The sequence below is a fragment of the Flavobacterium sp. PLA-DH12 genome, from assembly GCF_059511845.1.
Genome location: NZ_JCAMPD010000002.1, coordinates 60536 through 76864, shown reverse-complemented (window position 1 = coordinate 76864; position 16329 = coordinate 60536). Strand labels below are relative to the sequence as shown.

The 16329-nt window shown below is 33.5% G+C and carries 14 protein-coding genes; 1 reads left to right on the top strand and 13 read right to left on the bottom strand.

What is annotated here, in order from left to right; genetic code table 11:
• The first annotated feature begins 62 nt into the window (after positions 1-62).
• A complete protein-coding gene (locus tag AC5ZCW_RS03550) occupies positions 63-518 on the top strand; it encodes a DinB family protein (protein WP_343541029.1) in 456 nt (151 codons plus the stop codon).
• 31 nt (positions 519-549) lie between these two features.
• On the opposite strand, the gene AC5ZCW_RS03545 is transcribed toward AC5ZCW_RS03550, so the two are convergent.
• The 13 genes from AC5ZCW_RS03545 to AC5ZCW_RS03485 form a co-directional block, all read right to left on the bottom strand.
• Positions 550-1038, bottom strand: a complete 489-nt coding sequence (locus AC5ZCW_RS03545) for a septal ring lytic transglycosylase RlpA family protein (protein ID WP_177211742.1) — start codon at positions 1036-1038, stop codon at positions 550-552.
• A 91-nt stretch (positions 1039-1129) separates the two neighbouring features.
• On the bottom strand, positions 1130-1552 hold the full coding sequence (locus AC5ZCW_RS03540; RefSeq protein WP_343541031.1) for a hypothetical protein: 423 nt from the start codon (positions 1550-1552) through the stop codon (positions 1130-1132).
• 106 nt (positions 1553-1658) lie between these two features.
• Positions 1659-4445, bottom strand: a complete 2787-nt coding sequence (locus AC5ZCW_RS03535; protein ID WP_343541032.1) for a TonB-dependent receptor — start codon at positions 4443-4445, stop codon at positions 1659-1661.
• A gap of 330 nt (positions 4446-4775) precedes the next feature.
• On the bottom strand, positions 4776-6419 hold the full coding sequence (pgi, locus tag AC5ZCW_RS03530; RefSeq protein ID WP_496117970.1) for a glucose-6-phosphate isomerase: 1644 nt from the start codon (positions 6417-6419) through the stop codon (positions 4776-4778).
• 111 nt (positions 6420-6530) lie between these two features.
• Positions 6531-6863: a hypothetical protein gene (locus tag AC5ZCW_RS03525; RefSeq protein ID WP_496117968.1), complete on the bottom strand. Its 333-nt coding sequence runs from the start codon at positions 6861-6863 to the stop codon at positions 6531-6533.
• Positions 6864-6906: 43 nt separating this feature from the next.
• Positions 6907-7527 (bottom strand): hypothetical protein, encoded by a 621-nt coding sequence (locus AC5ZCW_RS03520; RefSeq protein WP_496117966.1) that lies wholly within the window; start codon positions 7525-7527, stop codon positions 6907-6909.
• 36 nt (positions 7528-7563) lie between these two features.
• On the bottom strand, positions 7564-8784 hold the full coding sequence (locus AC5ZCW_RS03515; protein ID WP_496117964.1) for a peptidoglycan DD-metalloendopeptidase family protein: 1221 nt from the start codon (positions 8782-8784) through the stop codon (positions 7564-7566).
• A 25-nt stretch (positions 8785-8809) separates the two neighbouring features.
• Entirely contained in the window at positions 8810-9751 is a 942-nt protein-coding gene (locus AC5ZCW_RS03510; protein WP_496117962.1) for a tryptophan 2,3-dioxygenase family protein, read from the bottom strand.
• Positions 9751-10521, bottom strand: coding sequence for a DUF3108 domain-containing protein (locus tag AC5ZCW_RS03505; protein WP_496117960.1), 771 nt, complete (start codon positions 10519-10521; stop codon positions 9751-9753). Before AC5ZCW_RS03505 ends, AC5ZCW_RS03510 begins: the two co-directional genes overlap by 1 nt.
• A 298-nt stretch (positions 10522-10819) precedes the next feature.
• Positions 10820-11980: a 4-hydroxyphenylpyruvate dioxygenase gene (gene hppD, locus AC5ZCW_RS03500; protein ID WP_073410348.1), complete on the bottom strand. Its 1161-nt coding sequence runs from the start codon at positions 11978-11980 to the stop codon at positions 10820-10822.
• A gap of 87 nt (positions 11981-12067) precedes the next feature.
• Positions 12068-12427: a four helix bundle protein gene (locus AC5ZCW_RS03495; RefSeq protein WP_496117958.1), complete on the bottom strand. Its 360-nt coding sequence runs from the start codon at positions 12425-12427 to the stop codon at positions 12068-12070.
• 154 nt (positions 12428-12581) lie between these two features.
• Positions 12582-13739, bottom strand: a complete 1158-nt coding sequence (locus tag AC5ZCW_RS03490) for a homogentisate 1,2-dioxygenase (RefSeq protein ID WP_160783022.1) — start codon at positions 13737-13739, stop codon at positions 12582-12584.
• A gap of 318 nt (positions 13740-14057) precedes the next feature.
• Entirely contained in the window at positions 14058-16328 is a 2271-nt protein-coding gene (locus tag AC5ZCW_RS03485; RefSeq protein ID WP_496117956.1) for a patatin-like phospholipase family protein, read from the bottom strand.
• Position 16329 lies beyond the last annotated feature (1 nt).

Sequence of the window (16329 nt, the reverse complement as noted above, 5' to 3'; positions counted from 1 at the left end):
GAATGCAAAGAAAATCCATTTGAAACGTAAAAATGAGTATTTTTAGAAAAAAAATTAAAATTATGAGTTCAGTTTTTGATGTACAAAAAACAATTAGAGAAATTCTTTTGAAACTCTTAGAAGGTCATTCATTAGAACAATTAAACAAAATTCCAGATGGTTTCAGCAACAATATTATCTGGAATATAGGCCATTGCATTTCTTCGCAACAGCTTTTGGTTTATAAATTATCTGGCCTTCCAACAATGGTTTCTGAAGATTTTATTAACAAGTATAGAAAAGGGACGAAGCCAGAAGGGGATGTTTCTCAAGCTGAGGTAGATAAGATTAGAATACTGCTTTCGACGACATTAGAAAAAACAAAAAATGATTTTGAAAGTGGTCTGTTTGTAGATTATCACGAATATACTACGAGCGTAGGTTTCACGCTTCGTAATGTTCAGGGAGCCTTAGATTTTAATAATTATCATGAAGGGCTCCATACGGGAGTTGCAATGGCGCTGAGAAAATTGGTTTAATAAAAAAATCCCGCTTTTAAGCGGGATTTTTTTATTCGATTATGGTTTCGATGGTAACCTTCATTGCTCCGGCACCTTTATTTTTGCTAATATCCATAAAAGCTCTTTTAGACAAATCGATTTCGCGTGTTTTTACAAAAGGACCACGGTCTGTAATTTTTACGATAACAAATTTGCCATTGGCTTCATTGGTTACTTTTACTCTTGTTCCAAAAGGAAGTTTTTTGTGAGCTGCAGTATAACTGTTGTTGTTAAATCGGCTTCCGTTAGCGGTTCTTTTTCCATTAAAACGATCTGCATAGTAGGAGGCATGTGCGTTTTTCTTGTATGGTCTTAGTTTTAAACCTTTGTCTGTAAAAACAGAATCCGGCAATGGAATAATAACTGGTTTTATGTTCTTAACAGTATCTTGAATAATTTTAGGTTCTGTTGTAGGTTTGGTTTGGCTTATCACATAGGTAAAGCCGCTAATTAAAGTTAAAGCGATTGTGGCGAATAAAATGTTTTTTTTATTTCTCATGGGTTATTCTTTTTCAGACTTGGGGGGAGTTTGTACAAATAATATGCCGAGATAAAAAAAGCCCTGAAAAAGGGCTTTTAATTGGTATTTTTTAGAACCAAAGGTTCCATGGAATTCTACTTAAAATAAGCAATAATCCTAATCCGTAAAAAATAGCGAAGGTTTTAAATTTAGCTTCACTATTTACTAATTTTTTATGTTTAGACCATCCGATAGTAATTAGGATGATAGCGATAATATTAATTAGAGGGTGCTCTAAAGATGTTAATCTTAATTCAGCATTAGACATTTGTCCAAAAGCAGCTTTTCCAAGAGGAGAAATAAAATATAAGATTAAGCCAATCAATAATTGAGTGTGTGTTCCAATTAAAGCAAATAAAGCAATTTTACGATCTTTAGCTGTAAATTCTTTTTTAGAAGTTACTCCAATGATAGCATTAACGATTGCAACAACCAAAAGTAGTAGTGCTAAGTATGCCCAGCCAGAGTGAAATTTTTGTAGAAAATTATACATAAGGGGTGTTTTTTGTTCAAAACAAATATAACAAAAAAGGCTATAAAAAAACGGCATTAAACTTAAAAGTCAATGCCGTTTTTATTATTTATTTAGATTCTAAATTTTAGAAATCGTAACGTAAACTAAAGTTCCAAGTTCTTCCGTAACCAAAGTAAACTTTGTTTGCAGTAGCAATTCCATTGTAAACTTCTCCAGCTTGTGCATAAGTTACACCTGGCGTTGTAGGAGTTGGAGCTGTTTTGTAATCACTTGTAAAGATGTTTGTAAATGATTCGTTGATGAAAATTTTATCAAAAACGTTGTTTACATTTAATCTGAAGTTTAATGCACCGATTTTAGGAGAGATGTTCCATTTGTATGATACACCAGCATCTGTAGTTGCGAAACCTGGTAATTCCATTGCACCTTTGTTGTTTGCTGCCGAAAATTTAGATACATCAATGTTTCCGTATAACTTCTCAGAGTAGTTAAGGTTTGCATCAACATTAAGGCCGTTAATGATTTCGTAAGCTGCTCCAATTGCCATTGTAGTTTGAGCATTGTTTCCAACTTTAACTCCATCTAAATATAAAGGCTGGTCTCCGCTAATTGGGTTGTTGCCAACATCAAAACGGCTACTTGTAGCATTTCCGCTGTATTTCCAATCACCAATAGAGATCATCCCGTTTAGTTTTAATTTGTCAAGTACTCTAGCATTAACATCTAATTCTAAACCTTTGTGTATTTCATTAACACCTTGGAAAGTGTAGTATCCGCTTGGGTTAGTAGCTGCTTGATCTGTTGCAGTTGTAAATCTGTCATCCCAAGTTGTGTAATAAGCATTTAAGTTTGCATTAAAGATTCCAGAACGGAAACCGTAACCAACTTCAACTGCTTTGATTTTTTCATTTGTAAGGTTAGGGTTAACAATTGAAGCATTGTTAGGGTATACTGCATTGAAAAACGGTTGTTTTGAGTATATACCTCCATTTACAAATACATTATGGTGCTCATTAATGTTGTAGTTAGCTCCAGCTTTAATGTCTCCACCAGTAATAGTTTTGAAACCTGTTTTAGCAAGAGGGCTATCATAAGTATACTTGAAATGGTCAATTCTTTGGTAAGCTTGTTGAGAAATAGCTCCTTGAAGGAAAGCAGTAAAGTTACCAGTAGTATATTCTAATTGAGTAAAAGCGCCATAGTAATTAACTTTACTGTCATTCCAGTAGTTAATTCTGTCTTGGTAGTCTGTACTAATAAATGGATTTCCATTTGGTCTTGGAGCATAAGTAGTGCTGAAATAACCAGGGTTGTTATTTACGTCAGCTGTATTTTTGTAAACATCAGCTCCAAGTAAATCAATTAAGTTTTGGAAGTGGATACCTTGGTACATTCTTCCTTCAACTCCAAAATCGAATGTAAAGTTTTCAGAGAATTTTTTATCTAAATTGATTACTGCACCATACCAGTTGTGTGAGTTTACAGAAGCAATTTGAGAAATACCTGCCATGTTGTTGATAACTGTTGCACCATTAACTCTGTTACTACCTGTGTCAGAACTGTTTTCATATCTACCATTTACAGGTACTCTTGTTCCTAAAGTTGTTGGTTGACCTGAATTCCAGTTTTGAATTAAATCAAAGTTAACAAGACCGTCAGCTGTTCTTAAAGAGTTGTTTGTTGAGTAAGGATTGTTTCCTCTAATACCACCATTTGTAGTAGTACCTCCTCCACGTCCCCATGAAGCATAACCAACTGTAGATAATTTTGTTGTAGAGTTGATATCGTAATCCCAGTTAAGAGACATTACAGGTTTGTGGTAATAATTTGTTTTTAAATTATATTGCTCACCATTTCTCATTCCCCAATCAGAGTTGTATTTAATGTTTGGGTCTGTACCATTACTTCCGTATTTTAAGTAATCACTTAATAGAGGAGAGTTAGATCTTTGGTCGTGCCATTGAGGTGCTCCTGTAAATGTAAATTGGAAGTTATGTTTGTCGCTAGCTTTGTATCCTAAAGCAATGAAATAATTGTATCCTTCAAATTCAGTAGCGTTAACGTATCCGTCTCCAGCTGTTCTACTAAATAAAACAGAAGCTGAAAGTCCGTTTTTCATAACTCCTGTATTGTAAGAAGCTTGTGTTTTCAAGTAATTGTTGTTACCAAAGCTTGAAGAAACAGATCCACCTTCTTTCATGTCAGATGTTTTTGTAACAATATTGATTGTTCCTCCTACAGAAGAAATAGCCAATTTAGAAGCTCCAAGACCTCTTTGAACCTGCATTGCAGAAGTTACATCAGAGATACCTGCCCAGTTACTCCAGTAAACAGAGCTGTTTTCCATATCATTGATAGGCACACCGTTGATCATAACGGCAATATTTTTTTGGTCAAATCCACGAATTGCAATTCTTGAATCTCCATATCCACCACCTGCTTTTGAAGCATACACAGATGGAGTGCTTTTTAAGATTTCAGGAAACTCCTGAGATCCTAATTTTGCTTGAATTTCAGCAGCTTTAATTGTAGAAACTGCAACAGGAGTTTTTCTGTCCTTTGCAACGTCAATAATGCTGCTTGTTACTACAACTTCACTTAATTCGTTAGAATTTGAAGCTACCAAAGTGATAGTTCCTAAGTTTGCAGTTGAGCCATTTGCTACTGTAAATTTTACAGTTTGGTTGTCATAACCTAAAAAAGAGATAACAATCTCTCCTGTGCTTGATGTTGAGGTAAGGGAAAAATTACCATCAAAGTCTGTTGAAGTTCCTGTAGTAGACCCTTTGATCACTACATTTGCTCCTGGTAATCCACCTGTTCCATCGGTAATTTTACCAGTAACCTTTCCTTGAGAAAATACGGTCGAAACTATCATAAAAAATAGTCCAGTCAGTAACCAATTTTTCATTTTCTTCATTTTGTTATTGAGTTTATTGTTTTTGGCAAAATTATAACAAATAACTCAGATAATGTTATCGAAATGTTAAGAAAAAACAGTTTTGCCTTTTGTGTTGCGCATTAAAATGAATTTTTCTTTTTTCATTAATAAAAATATTGTTTTGTTGAATTTATGTAAAGCTTTTTTGTTAAAAATGTAATTATTTGAACAGTGCTGTAAATTAGAACAGGCAAATTGGCGGATAATTCCGCTTTTTGTCGGTAATTTATGTAAAAAACGTCCTAATTTTACTAGAAATTAGGACGTTTCAAAAGTTATAGAATATTTAAATAAATGTTTCTATTTATTTTTTAAGAAATGATTTAACAAAAATGAAGTTGAACTGTCATGGTTCTTAACAGTCTTAGAATTGATTTCATCTAAGATAGAATTTGCTAATTGTTTACCTAATTCAACTCCCCATTGATCAAAGCTGAAAATGTTCCAAATAACACCTTGCACAAAAATCTTGTGTTCGTACAATGCAATAAGAGAACCTAAGCTTTTTGGAGTTAATTTTTCGATTAAAATGGTATTCGTTGGTTTGTTCCCTGTGAAAACTTTAAAAGGCAATAAGTAAGAAGCTTTTTCAGCGGCTAATCCTTGCTTGTTAAATTCTGCTTGTACCTGAGCTGGAGTTTTTCCATTCATTAAAGCTTCAGTCTGAGCAAAAAAGTTAGACATTAATTTATCGTGGTGATCTTCGTTTCCGTATAATGGTTTTACGAATCCGATAAAATCTGTTGGAATTCTCTTTGTTCCTTGGTGAATTAATTGGAAGAAAGCATGTTGTGAGTTTGTTCCTGGCTCTCCCCAAATGATTGTTCCAGTTTGATAATTAACAGGTTTTCCGTCACGGCCAACGCTTTTTCCGTTGCTTTCCATAAAAGCTTGCTGTAAATAAGGAGCAAGTTTGTGTAGATATTGTGTGTATGGAATCAAAGCTTCGCTCTCAGCACCATAAAAATTATTGTACCAAACGCTTAATAAAGCTAAGATAACAGGGATGTTTTCGTCAAATTCTGCCGATTTGAAATGTTCATCCATTTCATAGGCGCCATTTAATAAATCATTATAATTATCAAATCCAACAGCCAAAGCAATGCTTAAACCAACGGCACTCCAAAGAGAAAATCTTCCTCCAACCCAATCCCACATTGGGAAAACGTTGTCTGGATTAATTCCGAATTCTGTTACATTTTTAATGTTTGTAGAAACTGCTACGAAGTGTTTTGCAATGTCTTCTTGAGAAGCCGATTTTAAAAACCATTCTTTAATAGTTTCTGAATTTGAAAGCGTTTCTTGAGTTGTAAAAGTTTTAGAAACAATCACGAAAAGTGTGGTTTCAGGATTTAGTTTTTTGATAACTTCATTTACGTGGTCACCGTCAACATTTGAAACGAAATGTGTGTTTAGGTGATTTTTGTAAAATTGCAAAGCTTCAACAGCCATAACAGGACCAAGGTCAGAACCTCCAATACCAATATTTACAACATCTGTAAAAGCTTTTCCAGTGTAGCCTTTTCTTTGCCCAGAAATAACTTCTTCAGTAAATTTTTTGATTTTATTTTTTACTTCATAAACTTCAGGAATTACATTTTCTCCGTCTACTTTGATAACTGCCGATTCTGGAGCACGCAATGCTGTGTGTAAAACCGCACGGTTTTCGGTCTGATTGATTAATTCTCCTCCAAAATATTGTGCAATTGCATCTTTCAACCCGATTGAGTTTGCTAATTCTAATAAAAGAGAAACTGTTTCTTGACTGATATTATTTTTTGAATAATCTACTAAAAAGTCATTCCATTGCAAATTGAATTTTTCAACGCGCGCACTATCTTGTTGAAACAATTCTTGTATTGTGGTTTCGTGAATTGCGTTATAGTGGTTTTGTAGATTTTTCCACGCTTCAGTCCCAGTTGGGTTTGTTGTGTTTAAAGCCATTTTATCTATAATTGAGTTTGTTTTCTGAAACACAAAAATACTGAAATAACTTTTAAAAGGGGAGCGGTTTGCGATTATATAACAATTAGTTACGAAAACGTTTTATGAGTTTTAGTTTTGGATTTTTGAAGTTATGATGATTGCGCCATCATTCTCTTTTTCATTGTAAATGATGCGACTGCTATTTTTGTTTAAAAAATCTAAAGTAAGAATGTCGGACTTTTTAAGTGGCAATAGGATGGTATCTTCTTTTTTGTTGTATTTAAATGGAATTCCATCAATTACAATTAAAGGTGAATTTCCAATTAAATCTTTTTCATAGGCTTTGCCGACTAATTTCTGTACAAACGACTTACTTTCTTCTTTATCATTTAAAATAAAAACCTTCGGATTGGAGCATCCCACAGTGATTAGTGATAAAAGTATCAATAAGTTTTTTTGCATGAATACTTACCGTTTTAAAAAAGTTTTTATGAAACTTTGGCTTTTACCAAAACTTCCACCAAGGTTTCTTATTGATTTCTATAATTTTCTTCGAAACGTCGACATCAATTCTTTTTGGAGATTCAGTTTTAATCTTAGAATCATCAAAAAAAAGTTCGCCATTATCACTCATTCCGAGTGGAGATTTTGTTCTTTCTTTCCAATTTTCGGTCTGCAATTCTGCAATTAAATTGGCATCGATTTTTTCGCGAAAGCGTTTTTGAGCTTTTTCTATAATTTCTTCTTCTAAGTTCGAAGATGAATTTTTGAAAAGCGAAATGGAATTATCTGGAATATTTAAAAGGAAAACCTGAGTTTTATCACCGATTTTCTGAATGTCCAATATTTTAAAATAAGCTATAGAGTCTAAAAGAAAATGACCGTTTTTTGCCGAATCGGGATTAAATTTTGACAAATCTTTGGCATGAGCACTTGCAATTAAATACCTGAAATTTCCAGAAAGTCCTCCGCCAATCGAACTCATGTCAGTAAATCCTTTTTCTTGAATGATTTGGCCGACTTTGTAATTTGAAATCAAATTCTCGGAAAGATTCGTATCTCTGTAAAATAGTTTTAAACCAGAAAAAGTTTCATGGTAAATGGTTTTGAGGCGTTCATTTTTCATGACTTTCGATTCCAAAAAGATTGCAAAATAGATTATTTACAGATTCCCAATACTATCCAACTCTCTTTTCAAAGGTTCGATCTGAGTCATGAAACGAGTTCTGTCGTTTCCTGTTAGAGACTCTCCAGTTGGAAGATTCAATCGAAGCGCATCGACTTGAACACCGTTTTTCCAAAAACGATAACAAACATGCGGACCAGAAGCCAAACCTGTGCTTCCTACCAAACCAATTGTCTGTCCTTGAGTAACGCGCTGTCCGCGACGAACCAAGATTTTAGACATGTGTAAATATTGAGTAGAGTAGGTTCCGTTATGTTTTACTTTGACAAAGTTTCCGTTACCTGCCGTATATCCAGTTGTTTCTACAACTCCAGATGCTGTGGTAGAAATTGGTGTTCCGGTTGGCGCCGCATAATCGGTTCCCTTGTGGGCTTTCCAAGTGTGCTGTACCGGATGAAATCTATTCATAGTAAATCTTGATGTGATTCGGCTGAATTTAATTGGCGTTTTTAGGAAGAAATTTTTAAGTGTTCTTCCTTGATCGTCATAATATTCAATCTTTCCAGAAGTAGTATCTCTTTCAAATGGAAAGGCGTAAACAATTTTGCCTTTATATTCAAAAAATGCTGCTTCTAGTTCTTCAACGCCATCATACGTTTTTCCGTTGATGAATCGCTCTGTGAAAATTAATCCGTAACGATCTCCTTTTTTTAGTTTGAAGAAGTCAATTGACCAAGAAAAGACTTTTGTAATTCTGCTTGCTAAAGCTGTTTCTACACTTTCGTTTCCTAGAGTTTCAGACAATGAACTTTTTAGAACTCCGCCAATAATTTTTCTTTTTAAAGTAACAGGTTTTATTTTTTTGTATGCTTTGGCAATGCTGTCTCTTAAATCAATAACATAATAGCTTAAAGCATCTGGCTGATAAATAAAAACCTCTAAATTATTGGTTTTGTTTTTGGCGCGAAGTAAAGTGAAAGGTTTGCCGTAACGAATGCTTCTTACGTTAAAAGAATCTTTTACTTGCTCAACAATATCATGGACTTTTTTGTCTCCAATATTTTGGCTTTGAAGAATGGAGCCAAAAGAATCTCCTTTTGAAATAGTATCATTAACAACATTAAAGTCTGCGTAATTAAAACCGAATTCTATTTTTTTGGTTGCTGGTTTAGTAATTTTTGCTTCTACTTTTTCTTCTGTTTTTTTACATGAAAAAATAGAAAACAGGACAATTAAAATTACGACTGCTCTTTTCAAACTTTATTATTTTTTTGCGGTGAAATTAAACTTCAGTTTCATTTCCCCAATTGGACAATTCTTCTTCGGTCCACAATTTAGGAAAAAAGATGCGTCTTTGGTATTTTGGATGCATATATTTTTGCCAGTCACTTCCTCCTGTTGCTTCTCCGTTGCCTTTTCCGCTTTCCAAGATGTATTTTCTTGCAGTATTTAAGTGCTGCATTACCCATGTAATATTTACCGTTTTGTCATAATGGCGCATTGCATCTATCAACGATGCATTTTGCTGATCTTCAATTGGTAATTGTGTGAATTTTTGCCAAATGTTTTTCGCTTTAAACGAAGCCATTTGTCTTAAAAATTGCTCTTTATATTTTTTTTCAAATTCATTTAGTAAATACGATTTTTCGCCAGTGTGATAGTCTTTTCCGGCAGCTTGCCAATAAAGGTGTTCAAAACTGGTTTCTAAATCGGTGTTTTCATCAAAGTTTGCTTTGTATCTGCGATCTGTTAAATTGATAACATCTGTAGAGGCAAATTCAATCATTCTATATTGAGCACTCTGGAATCCGCTTGCTGGAGTAAGAGTGTTTCTAAATTTCATGTATTGATCTACTTCCATTCCGTTTTCCATAATGCTGAACGAATTGGTAAGCATGTCAAAATATCTAGTGATTCTTGATAGTCTTTCGCTGAAAAAATCAACCTGAATGTTTTCTGTTTCTGCAATCTGGTCTATTTCCCACAAAATCATTTTAAAGATTAATTCATTAACCTGATGATACATGATAAAAACCATTTCGTCAGGAAGTGTGGTGCGCTGAATTTGTAAATTTAATAGAGCATCAGTTTGAATATAATCCCAATAAGTGATTGGTTTAGCCCAAAGCAATCCTTCTAATTGAACATCAGTTTTTTGATTTATGGCTTGAAATTTTAGGTCAATTTCTTTTAAAATTGCTTCAGAATGATCTGTAGGGTTCATTATTTTTTTGCTTTTAGTGGACTTTTTAATCCTTTATATTCATCGAGATCGGCTTTAAGAGATCCTACAGCCAAATCTGCTTTAATTCTAATTGGAACTTTGTTTACATCGTCTGTTATCCAGAGCGTTAAACTCTCTTTTTCTTTAAATACTCTTCCCGTTTGCACCAATGGCTTGAAGACCATCGTAGAAACGGTTCCAAATTTAGTCGTAATATCTTGACGACCTACATATTTTAACTTAAATTTTGTGATTTCATCATCAAAAAACATGTCAATTGTAATGGCTTCACCCGATTTAAGTTTGTCGATATTTGGATGGTTTCTCAGGAAATAAAATGCAGAAACAATATCCTGTACTTCTTCAGAAACCATGATGGTTTTTTCTGATTTCCGTTTATAGTCTTTTACTAAAACTTTATTTTCCGCTTGATTAAAAAAACCTTCTTGATTTTTGGTGTAGCCGCCTTCATCAATTTTTCGGACATAGCGGTACGGTTTTCCTGTCTCTTTGTCAAAATAACTCTCATACAAATCTTCTACTTTAAAGAAAAATTTGGACATTCCGGTTGTGTAACCTTTTCCAACAGAGTGATATACCTTTTTGTTGTTTATGGTGGCATCTTTTACTTCAAGTGTTGCATATCCAGCATTTACAATTCCGTAATGTATTCTAAATTTGAAATATTCTCCTGTGTCGAAAGCATCTTCTTTTTGAGGGCTGAAAGCAAGTAGTGTTAGTGCTAATATAATGAGGATGAGCTTTTTCATAGTACAATCTTTACATTTATTTATAAAGGTAGACAAATGCAAATTTTATTCCAAATGTACCAAAACAAAAAAACTCAGTCAAAGATGACTGAGTTTTTATGCTATTAACTAACCAAAAAACTATAAATTATGAAATTTATATCAATTCGGAAGGAAACCACCCCTTCCTTATTTGCGAGTGCAAAGATAGATAGAAAGTTCAAAAAACAAATAGCTAAAGTCAAGTTTAACATAACATTTGCAAAAAAATCATCGTTTTTTGGAGAATTATGCTGTTTTATGCATGAAAATTAATGTTTTACAGTGTTCCTCGCAATTCTTGCTCTCTTTCGATTGACTCAAAAAGGGCTTTAAAGTTGCCTGCACCGAATCCTTTTGCACCCATTCTTTGAATAATTTCGAAGAAAAGCGTCGGTCTATCCTGAACTGGCTTAGTAAAAATTTGTAATAAGTATCCATCTTCGTCAGCATCTACCATGATGGCAAGTTTCTCGATTTCGTTTAAATCTTCTTTCATCATGTCCATGTGAACACCTAGTCTTTCTGGAATTGCTTGGTAATACGTATGAGGAGGAGCAGATAAAAATTCAACACCGCGCGCTCTCAATTGAGATACTGTTTTAATAATGTCATCTGTCGCAATGGCAATATGCTGAATTCCAGGTCCGCCGTAGAAATCCAAATATTCTTCAATCTGAGATTTTTTCTTTCCTTCTGCTGGTTCGTTGATTGGGAATTTAATTCTTCCGTTTCCGTTAGACATTACTTTACTCATCAAAGCAGAATACTCTGTAGTAATTTGTTTGTCATCAAAAGATAAGAAATTCACGAATCCCATAACGTCTTCGTAAAATTTTACCCAAGTATTCATTTCGTTCCAACCCACATTTCCAACCATGTGGTCGATATATTTTAAACCAGTTGATTCTGGGTTAAAATCAGATTTCCATTCTCTGTAACCTGGCAAGAAAACACCATTATAGTTTTTTCTTTCTACAAAAATGTGAACCGTTTCTCCGTAAGTGTAAATTCCAGAACGAACTACCTGTCCAAATTCATCTTCTTCAACAGTTGGCTCCATAAAAGAACGAGCACCACGTTTCATGGTTTCTTCGTAAGATTTTGTAGCATCTTCAACCCAAAGTGCTGCAACTTTTACTCCGTCACCGTGTTTTTTCAAATGTTCGTTTATTGGAGAATCAGCTGTTAATGGCGTTGTTAAAACAATTCTAATTTTATCTTGTTTTAAAACATAAGATGCTCTGTCTTTTACTCCTGTTTCCAATCCGGCATAAGCCAAAGATTGATATCCAAATGCAGATTTATAATAATGTGCTGCTTGTTTTGCATTACCTACATAAAATTCTACATAATCTGTTCCTAATAATGGAAGGAAATCTTGTGCTCCTTCAAATATTTTTTCTAATCCGTATTCTACTGATTTTACTTCTTTACTCATAATTAGATAATTTGATAATGAGAAAATGAGATAATTTTTGAAATGCTTTAATTTATCAATTTTGTAATTGACACATTTTCTAATTTTCTAATTCCTCTTAGATGTTGATATTATTTTGTTTAAAATTTTTAAAATTTCTGAAAGATCATTTATTAGACGCTTGCAATTTGGATATTCCTTATGGGCATCACATAAAAACAACCAATACTCTGTTTCATCTGCCTCTTTAATTGCAATTTTTAATTTATGAATAAAATCTGACTTGCTTTCTGCGTTTTGTGACTCTTTTGAATTAGCTCCAATTGATGTTCCGCTTTTTAATAATTGGTTTGCAATTACGAATTTCTTTTGATCTTGAAGTTCGGTTGTATAATCAATTATATTTAATGCAAAGTTGAAGGTTTTTATTAAAAGAGCGTTGTCTTTATATTTTTCGTTAAAAGTCATTTGTTTAATATGATAATTAGAAAATTTGATAATGAGATAATTTATTTTGTAGGTTTAAAATTACAATATTTAATTATCTAATTTCCAAATTGACACATTTTCTAATTAAAGAAATTTTCCAATTATCTAATTGACACATTGTCACATTAAAAAACTATTCCGTCCAAGATTTATAGTACTGACCGTCATCCAATCCCATAGCTTCTTCAGTAACCATTAACGGACGGAACGTATCCACCATAACGGCTAATTCCTGGGTTTCTTTATGGCCAATGCTGCGTTCCATTGCGCCTGGCGCTGGTCCGTGCGGAATTCCTTTTGGGTGTAAAGTGATATGACCTTGCTCGATATTATTACGGCTCATAAAATCACCATCAACATAATATAGTACTTCGTCAGAATCTATGTTGCTATGATTGTATGGTGCTGGAATAGCTTTTGGATGATAATCGTAAAGTCTTGGGCAGAATGAACAAACAACAAAAGTTGCTGTTTCAAAAGTTTGGTGTACTGGTGGCGGTTGGTGAACACGTCCAGTTATAGGTTCAAAATTATGAATTGAAAATCCGTATGGAAAATTATAGCCGTCCCAGCCTACAACATCAAACGGATGTGTGGCATAAACCACTTCGTGCATCATTCCTTCTTTTTTGATTTTAATTAAAAAATCACCTTTTTCGTCATGTGTTTCCAATTCGTTTGGCAGAATAAAATCACGCTCGCAAAATGGAGAATGTTCTAAATGCTGCCCTGACTGGTTTTTATAACGTTTTGGAGTGTAAAAAGGAGAATACGATTCTACGTAAAATAGTCGGTTATCTTCTGTTTCGAAATCGATCTGATAAATAATACCACGTGGAATAATCAAGTAATCGCCATATTCAAATGGAATATTTCCTAACATGGTTCTTAATTTTCCTTTTCCTCTGTGAATGAAAAGCATTTCATCGGCATCGGCATTTTTGTAGAAGTAATTTCGAAGCGATTCTTTTGGCGCAGCTAAACCAATGATACAGTCTTTGTTGACTAACATTGCTTTTCTGCTGTCTAGAAAATCATTTTCAGGTTTTAATTCAAAACCCTTAAAAAGCAGTGATTTTATATTTTTACCGATTGCAATTTTTGGTTCAACCGAATAAGAATTTAAAATCTCTTTAACCTGTGTTGGTCTGTGTACGTGATAAGATAGTGACGAATGTCCATGAAAACCTTCAGTTCCAAACAATTGTTCGTAGTAAAAACCGCCATTTGGTTTTTCAAATTGGGTGTGTCGCTTTTGAGGAAAATCCCCAAGTTTATGATATAGTGGCATGGCTTTTTCAATTAGATAATTAGTAAATTAGATAATTCGAAAATTTGAATTGCAGAGATAATAATCAGTTCAATTTTTGCAATTGACTGATTATTTCAATTCGATAGAGCCATTACTCAGGATTTCTCTTGATGAGGAATTGAAGATACTCTAATAAACCTGTCCAATTTGTTTTCATTATAACAAATGTCGTAATTTTTTCGGAGTAAAAATAAAAATTATATTATTTATAACTATAAAATAACTTAGTTTTTTTGATATAATTTTTGGGATGTAAAAAAATAGGCAGAAATTATTGAAGTATTCTCTGTTATACTACTAAAATTGAAACCCGATACTAAACCAAGTAAAACTTTTTGACATTTCTGGAGACCAAGATTGTTTTACTTCTATAGGACCAATAATGGTTTCTAGACCGTAACCAACTGCGTATCCTGTGTACTTTGGCATAGAAATCCAATCGACAGATGAAAAAATATCATCTCCTAAGTTGGCAAAATTAGCAGATAAATTGATGTGATTTTTTTTGAAGATTTCATAATCAATATTAATATCCGTTTTAATATAGCTGTTGCCGGCAATACTTAGAAAATCATATCCATAGAAATAATTAAAATTGTTTATTTTGTTGTATCCATAACCTCCAAATATAAAATCAAAAAACGGAACGCTGTCGCTGCCAATATTAAATCCAGCATCGGCTCCAAATTTTATAGTTGCTTTTTTAAATAGTGGTCTAACAACTGCTATTTCAGCTTTGGCAATCGAGAAAGGTTTGAATTGCTTCGTATAATCTGATGATGCCATGTAAGTTTGTAAATCTGTAGAAAAATATAATCCAGAACTTGGGTAATATTTTTCGTCTAGCGAATCGTATTTTAAATAGGCAAAGGCACTAAAATAATTGCTTTTTTCTATTATGTTGTCTTCGTTGGTAAGTGTCGGTGAGCTAATTTTTAGATATTTATATTCTAAGCCGCCACCCATTAAAAACTTCTGGACAAAAATGGTCTGGAAGTAGGCCTGATTGGTTATATCCATGAAGTCAACATTAATGAGGTTGACATTGGGGGTCTCTTTTAGAACGCCACTTAAGCTTGTAGTTACATTTCGATTAAATTGATTCAATCTAGAACGGAATCCAAAACTGATATTAAAACCATTTTCAACATAATAGTTAAAATCATATCTGAAATTATCACCCAAAATAATATCTAAAGAGGTAACATCGTTTTTTAAGAAAGTCTTTTTATGAGTTAAGTTTAATAAAACGGCACTTTTATAAAGACCATCATAATGAAGTCCAAGTTTTAGATAAGTTTGGGTCGGATTTTCTCTTAAAACTAAATCCAAGTCGTCTTTGTCGCCATCTGGCTGAAGACAATAAGAGATTGTGCTAAAATTTTGTGTTGCATTTAAGTTGTTTATACCTGCTTTAAGTCCATCATAAGTTATGGTGCTTTCAGGTTTAAAACGAAGCTTACCGCGAATATATTCTTTAGTATAATTTTCTAATTTATCAGTATTAATGTCTTTAATATGAAGAGTATCTGTTGCAACTTTTAATTTTGGCTTCTTATAAAAGGTGCTTTCATCTGTCAATGTTTTGAGTTTTTCGTAAACAGCAAAAGCAGCTTCTTCTCCTTTTCTGATGATTTCTTCGCCTCGGTCAAATGAAATAACACCAAAGTCACGAATATCTGGCTTGATATAAACATCGGTATCTTTTACTTTGCTCTTCATCTTTTCAATGGATTGCAGATTGGTAATTTGAACCAAGATTCTCGTAGCATTTTTAAGGTTTTTTCTTTTCAGCAAATCGTCCTGAACATCAACTCCAATAATAATATCTGCACCAAGATTGCGTACTTCTTGTATTGGGTAATTATTTACAACACCGCCATCAACCAACAAATTGCCATCAATTTCTACGGGAGTAAATAGGGAAGGAAAAGCCGCACTTGCCATCATGGCCTGAACCAGATTCCCTTTGTTTAATAAAACTTCTTCGCCAGTTTCAATATTGGTTCCGATGCATAAAAAAGGAGTTGGTAGTTTGTTGAAATCGCGAACATGACGTACATTTCTAGTCAAACTGCTTAATAAATTATAATTGTACATTCCTTTTGAAAGCGCTTCTGGAATGCCGATTCTGAAATTGCTAAAAGGTAAAACAACGGCATACAACTCGTCATTCTTTTTGCCATAAAAGTTTTTGGACGAACGCGGAATGTAATCGTTTATTAATTCGTCAAAATTGGTCTTTTTAAAAATAGAATCAATCTGAGAGGCATTGTAGCCAGAAGCATAAAGTCCGCCAATAACAGAACCCATACTGGTTCCTCCAATATAATCGATTTTGATTCCTGCTTCTTCCAAAACTTTTAAAACTCCAATATGAGCAAAACCTTTGGCACCGCCGCCGCTTAGAACCAAACCAATTTTTGGTCTTTTCACGCTGTCTTTTTTTGTTTCCTGCGAAAAAGATTTTGGCGAAAACAAAAATGTCATCAATAAAACAAATGAGAATGCGTACGAATAAGCTCCTTTGAACCGAATTTTTGAAATGTACAGTTGGAATGAACGCATA

Coding starts and splice junctions, on each gene's coding strand:
- AC5ZCW_RS03550 (WP_343541029.1), top strand. CDS start 63: ATGAGTTCAGTTTTTGATGTACAAAAAACAATTAGAGAAATTCTTTTG.
- AC5ZCW_RS03545 (WP_177211742.1), bottom strand. CDS start 1,038: ATGAGAAATAAAAAAAACATTTTATTCGCCACAATCGCTTTAACTTTA.
- AC5ZCW_RS03540 (WP_343541031.1), bottom strand. CDS start 1,552: ATGTATAATTTTCTACAAAAATTTCACTCTGGCTGGGCATACTTAGCA.
- AC5ZCW_RS03535 (WP_343541032.1), bottom strand. CDS start 4,445: ATGAAAAATTGGTTACTGACTGGACTATTTTTTATGATAGTTTCGACC.
- pgi (WP_496117970.1), bottom strand. CDS start 6,419: ATGGCTTTAAACACAACAAACCCAACTGGGACTGAAGCGTGGAAAAAT.
- AC5ZCW_RS03525 (WP_496117968.1), bottom strand. CDS start 6,863: ATGCAAAAAAACTTATTGATACTTTTATCACTAATCACTGTGGGATGC.
- AC5ZCW_RS03520 (WP_496117966.1), bottom strand. CDS start 7,527: ATGAAAAATGAACGCCTCAAAACCATTTACCATGAAACTTTTTCTGGT.
- AC5ZCW_RS03510 (WP_496117962.1), bottom strand. CDS start 9,751: ATGAACCCTACAGATCATTCTGAAGCAATTTTAAAAGAAATTGACCTA.
- AC5ZCW_RS03505 (WP_496117960.1), bottom strand. CDS start 10,521: ATGAAAAAGCTCATCCTCATTATATTAGCACTAACACTACTTGCTTTC.
- hppD (WP_073410348.1), bottom strand. CDS start 11,980: ATGAGTAAAGAAGTAAAATCAGTAGAATACGGATTAGAAAAAATATTT.
- AC5ZCW_RS03495 (WP_496117958.1), bottom strand. CDS start 12,427: ATGACTTTTAACGAAAAATATAAAGACAACGCTCTTTTAATAAAAACC.
- AC5ZCW_RS03490 (WP_160783022.1), bottom strand. CDS start 13,739: ATGCCACTATATCATAAACTTGGGGATTTTCCTCAAAAGCGACACACC.
- AC5ZCW_RS03485 (WP_496117956.1), bottom strand. CDS start 16,328: ATGCGTTCATTCCAACTGTACATTTCAAAAATTCGGTTCAAAGGAGCT.